Annotated in this window: 7 protein-coding genes; 3 read left to right on the top strand and 4 right to left on the bottom strand. The window is 72.2% G+C overall.

Annotation, left to right across the window (positions count from 1 at the left end):
- Positions 1 to 20 precede the first annotated feature (20 nt).
- Both EF918_RS30825 and EF918_RS30820 read right to left on the bottom strand, forming a co-directional pair.
- Positions 21 to 632, bottom strand: coding sequence for a transcriptional regulator (locus EF918_RS30825; protein WP_125652218.1), 612 nt, complete (start codon positions 630 to 632; stop codon positions 21 to 23).
- Between the two features lie 89 nt (positions 633 to 721).
- Positions 722 to 1,192, bottom strand: coding sequence for an Lrp/AsnC family transcriptional regulator (locus EF918_RS30820; RefSeq protein WP_125652217.1), 471 nt, complete (start codon positions 1,190 to 1,192; stop codon positions 722 to 724).
- 122 nt (positions 1,193 to 1,314) lie between these two features.
- On the opposite strand from EF918_RS30820, the gene hppD reads away from it, so the two are divergent.
- Positions 1,315 to 2,460, top strand: coding sequence for a 4-hydroxyphenylpyruvate dioxygenase (gene hppD, locus EF918_RS30815; RefSeq protein ID WP_125652216.1), 1,146 nt, complete (start codon positions 1,315 to 1,317; stop codon positions 2,458 to 2,460).
- 115 nt (positions 2,461 to 2,575) lie between these two features.
- On the opposite strand, the gene EF918_RS30810 is transcribed toward hppD, so the two are convergent.
- Entirely contained in the window at positions 2,576 to 4,174 is a 1,599-nt protein-coding gene (locus EF918_RS30810; RefSeq protein ID WP_260610820.1) for a lipopolysaccharide assembly protein LapB, read from the bottom strand.
- On the opposite strand from EF918_RS30810, the gene EF918_RS30805 reads away from it, so the two are divergent.
- Positions 4,173 to 5,540, top strand: a complete 1,368-nt coding sequence (locus tag EF918_RS30805; RefSeq protein WP_125652219.1) for an FAD-binding oxidoreductase — start codon at positions 4,173 to 4,175, stop codon at positions 5,538 to 5,540. The two genes, EF918_RS30810 and EF918_RS30805, sit on opposite strands and share 2 nt — an antisense overlap.
- A gap of 34 nt (positions 5,541 to 5,574) precedes the next feature.
- Here EF918_RS30805 and EF918_RS30800 read toward each other — a convergent pair whose 3' ends face one another.
- A complete protein-coding gene (locus tag EF918_RS30800; RefSeq protein WP_125652215.1) occupies positions 5,575 to 6,057 on the bottom strand; it encodes an SsgA family sporulation/cell division regulator in 483 nt (160 codons plus the stop codon).
- Positions 6,058 to 6,306: 249 nt separating this feature from the next.
- Here EF918_RS30800 and EF918_RS30795 point away from each other — a divergent pair.
- Positions 6,307 to 6,552, top strand: a 246-nt coding sequence (locus EF918_RS30795; protein WP_148141287.1) for a DUF2510 domain-containing protein, incomplete at its 3' end; no start/stop codon positions are given.

The following is a 6,552-nucleotide window of genomic DNA, read 5'->3' as shown; positions in this document are numbered from 1 at the left end:
GTGCTGTGGTGGGCGGGCGGTCAGTCGGCCGCGCGCGGGAAGGCGTGCACGTGGAGGCGTACGGGCCGGGTGTCCTCGGCCGGCGGGAGGTCGCGGTAACTGTTGATCAGGTCGTGCATCTTGTGGATGAGTTCGAGACTCTGCTCGGGGCTCAGGCGGAGCGTGAAGTCGCTGAGGTCGGAGCCGCGGCGCCAGTCCAGGGACCAGGCCTGCGCACCGGCCAGCCAGTCGTGCACCTCCTGCCCGTGGATCGTGGCGATCTCCTGGAGGAAGACGTCGGCGGCGCCGCGCACGGCCGGGTCGGCGTCGTGGACCAGCTCCTCGTCGAAGGCGGTGCCGTCGTGCGCGGCCCGCCACCACCGCTCGCGTCCCTTGCCGTGCCCGGGGGCGTCCTCGACGAAGCCGTGGGCGGCGAGCTGGCGCAGGTGGTAGCTGGTGGAGCCGCTGGACTCGCCGAAGCGCTCGCCCAGCTGGGAGGCGGTGGCGGGTCCGTCGTGCCGCAGCGCCGCCAGCAGGCGGATCCGCAGCGGGTGCGCGAGGCCGCGCAGGGTGCGGGCGTCGAGCTTGCGGACGTTGAGCTCGGGGCCGGGGTCGTCCCCCGGGGCGGTGTGCTGCGGCTCGTTCTCGGGCATGGCTCAAGCGTAGGTGTGCAAAGAGTTCTGTGCAAGGGTTTCTTTGCATAGAACTCTTTGCGTGGAGTCCCGTGCGGGAGAAGGCCCGTTCAGTCGTCCTGGGCCGCCTGCTCCACCAGCGGGATCACCCGCAGCGGTACCGGGTTCTCCATGACGATCGCCGTCGACGCCCGGACGATCCCCTCGAAGCCGACCACCCGGTCGATCACCCGCTGCAGATCGGCGTTGGACCGCGCCACCAGACGGCACAGCATGTCCCCGTGCCCGGTCGTGGTGTGCAGCTCCAGCACCTCCGGCACGCCCGCCAGATGGGCGCGGACGTCGGAGCCCTGGCCCTGCTTGATCTCCAGCGTGGCGAACGCGGTCACCGGGTAGCCGAGCGCGGCCGGGTCCACCTGGGGGCCGAACCCGCGGATGACCCCGTTCGACTGGAGCCGGTCGAGCCGCGCCTGGACCGTGCCGCGCGCCACGCCCAGCCGGCGCGAGGCCTCCAGGACGCCGATCCGGGGCTCACGGGCCAGGAGAACGATGAGCCTGCCATCGAGATTGTCGATGCTCATGAGGCGCCCTCCGCTGGTCATCGTGTACAGATGCTCCAGCCATCCTGGGCTTTTGCTGGGCAGTTTGTACATCCAAACAGGAAACTATTGCGCAGCTTGTGTTTCGGCGGGACTCTGCGCTCATGACTGAGACCCTGGATCACACCCCCGACACCGCGCGTGAGGCCGACCCCTTCCCGGTGAAGGGCATGGACGCGGTCGTGTTCGCCGTCGGCAACGCCAAGCAGGCCGCGCACTACTACTCCACCGCGTTCGGCATGAAGCTGGTCGCCTACTCCGGACCGGAGACCGGCAGCCGCGAGACCGCCAGCTACGTGCTGACCAACGGCTCGGCCCGCTTCGTCCTGACCTCGGTCATCAAGCCGACCACCGACCACGGCCGGTTCCTCGTCGAGCACGTCGCCGAGCACGGTGACGGCGTCATCGACCTGGCCATCGAGGTCCCCGACGCGCGCGCCGCCTACGCGTACGCCGTCGAGCAGGGCGCCCGCGGGCTCCAGGAGCCGTACGAGGTGCAGGACGAGCACGGCACCGTGGTGCTGGCCGCCATCGCCACCTACGGCCAGACCCGCCACACCCTGGTCGAGCGCTCCCGCTACACCGGCCCCTACCTGCCCGGCTTCATCGAGGCCGAGCCGCTGGTGCCCCCGCTCGCCAAGCGCACCTTCCAGGCGATCGACCACTGCGTCGGCAACGTCGAGCTCGGCCGGATGGACGAGTGGGTCGCCTTCTACAACAAGGTCATGGGCTTCACGAACATGAAGGAGTTCGTGGGCGACGACATCGCCACCGAGTACTCGGCGCTCATGTCGAAGGTGGTCGCGGACGGCACCAAGAAGGTGAAGTTCCCGATCAACGAGCCGGCGATCGCGAAGAAGAAGTCGCAGATCGACGAGTACCTGGAGTTCTACAACGGGCCGGGCGTCCAGCACATCGCGCTGGCCTCGAACGACATCGTCAACACCGTGCGCACCATGCGCGCCGCCGGCGTCCAGTTCCTGTCCGTCCCGGACACGTACTACGACACCCTCGGCGAGTGGGTCGGCGACACCCGGGTGCCGATCGACGAGCTGCGCGAGCTGAAGATCCTCGCGGACCGCGACGAGGACGGCTACCTGCTGCAGATCTTCACCAAGCCGGTCCAGGACCGCCCGACCGTCTTCTTCGAGATCATCGAGCGCCACGGTTCGATGGGCTTCGGCAAGGGCAACTTCAAGGCCCTCTTCGAGGCGATCGAGCGCGAGCAGGACAAGCGCGGCAACCTCTGACGGGTTGCCTTTGACGGGCCGCCTCCGACAGGCCGCCTCCGACGGGCCGCCTCCGACAGGCCGCCGCCCCGGGCCCGAGGGCCCGGGGCGGTCCCGGCGTACCGGAGGCCCGGCGTCAGTGGCCCGGCTGGGACGGCTTCGGCTTGGGCTTGCTCATGTACGCGCTCATGTCCGGGGCCACCCAGCGGCCCTTCGGGCGGACGTTCTCCGGGCCGCCCGACGGGGGCTGGCCCACCGACTCCAGGGCCTCCTTCGCCTGCGGCGCCCGCAGCGGCGAGAAGTGCGGGTTGGTGCGCAGGGCGTCCTGCAGGTGCCGGCGGGCCGAGGCCGTGTCACCCGTGCCCCGTTCGATCTGGGCCCGGTGGAAGAAGAACTCGGCGCTGCGCAGCCCCGGCTCGGTCGCCTTCTTCGCGTACTCCAGCGCCGCCTCGTCGTCGCCCGCCCGGTGCAGCGCCCAGCCCAGCGCGTCCGCCACCGCCATGCTCTTGTTCCGCTCCCACGTGGCCGACAGCCGCCGCACGGCCTCCGCCGGATCACCGTGCTCCGCCTCGTACAGGCCGAGGACCACCGTCTCGTCGACCCCGTTCGCCGCACCCTTCGCGGCCAACTGCACCACCTGCGCGTACGACTCCTGCGCCTCCTCCCGCCGCCCCAGCGACTCCAGCAGCTCGCCCAGCTCCAGCGCCAGCGCCGGGGACGGAACCCGGCCCAGCGCCATCCGGTAGTCCCGCAGCGCCTCACCCTCCCGGCCCAGCGCGGCCAGCGCCCGGGCACGGCCGCCCAGCGCCGCCCCGTGCGCGGGATCGGCCCGCAGCGCCCCCTCGTACAGCCGCAGCGCCTCCACCGGCTCGCCGCGCTCCCAGGCCAGTTCGCCCAGCCGGTCCATCGCGAGCGCCTTCTCCGCCGGGGACTTGGCGGCCGCCGCCGCGTTGTCCAGCGAGGCCACCGCGTCCTCGCGCCAGCCGCGGTCCCGGTAGACCTGCGCGGCCTTGACGTAGCCGGCGGCCAGGCCCGGCCGCAGCTCCAGCAGCTGTTCCATCACCTTCACGGCGGCCTTGTAGTCACCGAGCCCCGCGTACGCGTCCACCAGCACCGGGTACGCAGCCCACTGCTTGGCCGACTGCGCCCGGACCAGCTCGCCCCACTTCTTGCCGGTGGCGAAGTCCCCCCGCGCATTGGCCAGGGCGCCCATGGCCGCCATCGCGTCGAGGTTGCCCTTCTCCGCGGGCCTGAGCTTCAGGGACCGCTTCAGGGACTGCTCCGCCCGCGGGTACCAGCCCGGGTCCGCCGTCCGGCGCGCCTGTTCCAGGTAGGCCGAGCCGAGCACCGCCCACGACCGTTCGTCGTCGGCGTGCTCCTTCAGCCATTTCTCCCGGTCGATGATCAGCGCCGTCAGGTCCACCGCCGCCGCCGGGGCGCCCAGCCCCATCGCCGTCACCGCCCGCTGGCTCGGCGCGGGCGGGCGCGCGTCGTCGATGTGCCGGGCGGGCCGGATCAGCAGGGCGGCCGCGATCAGCACGACCGCGATCGCGGCAGCCACCAGTGTCTTGCGGCCGGTGAAGGTCACGGGCGCCGGCGGCCGGGATTCCTCGTCCATGAAGTCCACCCGCTCACTGTGCGTCAATATGAAGAGCGCGCCGCGATGTCCGAAGAGGGGCACGGCCGGGTTCACACCGATGGCCCCTGCTGCCACGCTGGCCCCCATGGACGACATGGACGACCTCCGTACGCTCCTCCTGAAGGGCCTGCCGGCCGACGCGGTCCTCACCGACCCCGCGGTGACCACCTCCTACGCCCACGACATGGCGAGCTTCTGCGCCGCCGGCACCCCCGCGGCCGTCGTCGTGCCCCGCACCGTCGCCCAGGTCCAGCACGTGCTGCGGACCGCGCACGAGCTGCGCGTCCCCGTCGTCCCGCAGGGCGCCCGCACCGGGCTGTCCGGCGGCGCCAACGCCACCGACGGCTCGATCGTCGTGTCCCTGCTGAAGATGGACCGCATCCTGGAGATCGACCCGGTCGACCGGATCGCCGTCGTGGAACCCGGCGTCGTCAACGCCGTCCTGTCCCGGGCGGTCGCCGAGCGCGGCCTGTACTACCCGCCCGACCCCTCCAGCTGGGAGCAGTGCACCATCGGCGGCAACATCGGCACCGCCTCCGGCGGGCTGTGCTGCGTCAAGTACGGAGTCACCGCCGAGTACGTCCTCGGGCTCGACGTCGTCCTCGCCGACGGACGGCTCCTGCGCACCGGCCGCCGCACCGCCAAGGGCGTCGCCGGCTACGACCTGACCCGGCTGTTCGTCGGTTCCGAGGGCAGTCTCGGCATCGTGGTGCAGGCCGTGCTGGCCCTGCGCCCGGCCCCGCCCCGGCAACTGGCGCTGGCCGCCGAGTTCCCCTCGGCGGCCGCGGCCTGCGCCGCCGTCTGCGCCGTCATGGAGGCCGGGTTCACCCCCTCGCTGCTGGAGCTGATGGACCGCACCACCGTCCGGGCCGTCAACGCCCTCGGGCGGATGGGCCTGCCCGAGAGCACCGAGGCGCTGCTGCTCGCCGCGTTCGACACCCCCGGGGCGCCCGCCGAGCTCGCAGCCGTGGGGGAGCTGTGCCGGGCCGCCGGGGCCACCGCCGTGGTGCCCGCCGAGGACGAGGCGGAGTCCGAACTCCTGCTCCAGGCGCGCCGGATGTCGCTGACCGCCCTGGAGGCGCTGCGCCCGGCCACGATGATCGACGACGTGTGCGTGCCGCGGTCCCGGCTCGCCGAGATGCTCGACGGCACGGCGGCCCTCGCCGCCCGGCACGGTCTGACCATCGGGGTCTGCGCCCACGCCGGCGACGGCAACACCCATCCGGTGGTCTGCTTCGACCCCGCCGACGCCGACGAGACCGCGCGGGCCCGGGCCTCGTTCGACGAGATCATGGCCCTCGGGCTGGAACTGGGCGGCACGATCACCGGGGAGCACGGGGTGGGCGTGCTGAAGAAGGACTGGCTCGCGCGCGAACTGGGCCCGGTGGGGCTGGAGATGCAGCGGGCGGTCAAGCAGGCCTTCGACCCGCTGGGCCTGCTCAACCCCGGCAAGCTCTTCTGACGCCCCTGCCGCTGCCGTTGTCGCTGCCGCCGGGTCACGCCTCGGTGTCCCCGGACTCGTCCGACGGCCACGGATCGCGCAGCCACAGCTCGTCGGCCGGGGTCGGGGCCAGCAGCGCGGCCAGGGCCGCGTCCAGGCCCAGCCGGTCGGCCTCGGTGCCCGGCGGCACCAGGCGCAGGGTCCGCTCCAGCCAGGCCGACACCACCGCGGCCGGGGCCTCCAGCAGGGCGTCGCCGTCGGGGGAGCTGAGGGCCATGCACAGCACCGCCGTGTTGTCGATCTTGGTGGGCCAGACCCGTACGTCGCCGTGACCGCAGGGCCGGAAGACCCCCTCGACCAGCAGCTCACGGGCGAAGGTCCAGTTGACCGGGGTGTGCGAGCCGGTGTGGAAGGTGATGTGCACGGCGAACGGGTCGTCCGACCGGTACGTGAACCGGGCGGGGACGGCGATGCTGCGCTCGGGGGACAGGACCAGCTTGAGTTCCAGCTCGCGCTCGACGGCGGGGGAGGGGTACATGGGTGCCTCGCTTCGGTTCGCGTCGCGGGGCCGGCTTTCGACCCCGCACCCGTGAAGAGCGGGGAAGTGCCCGGCTATGACGCGACTTCGAGGGACCGTCCGAAACCTGGCCGGATTTTTTCGACCGGCCGGAAATCGATGTCGGGCTCACGTTCCCCCGAAGGCTTGCATTCTCCCGTTACCGGACCTGCCGGAGGGGGGTTCTTGGTTATGGTCCTCCCTTGCACAAGCCTCAAGCCACGAACGGAGTTGGGGACATTGACGGCCTCCCCTGGTGACGGCGAGCACGCCCGTGAGGGCTACTACCCCGACCCGTCCATCCCCGGGTACATCCGGTACTGGAACGGCTCGTCGTGGGTGCCCGGCACGAGCCGGCCGGCGACGGCGGCCACCGCCGTCGCCGGGTCCGACGAGACGGGCCCGGTGTTCCTCGACGACACCTCCCTGACGGAGCGCCCCCGCCCCACCCCGTCCCCGGGCCCGTCTCGTCGGACC

The sequence above is a fragment of the Streptomyces sp. WAC06614 genome, assembly GCF_003949795.1.
In the GTDB taxonomy this organism is placed as follows: Bacteria; Actinomycetota; Actinomycetes; order Streptomycetales; family Streptomycetaceae; genus Streptomyces.
This window is presented reverse-complemented; position numbering and strand designations above follow the sequence as displayed.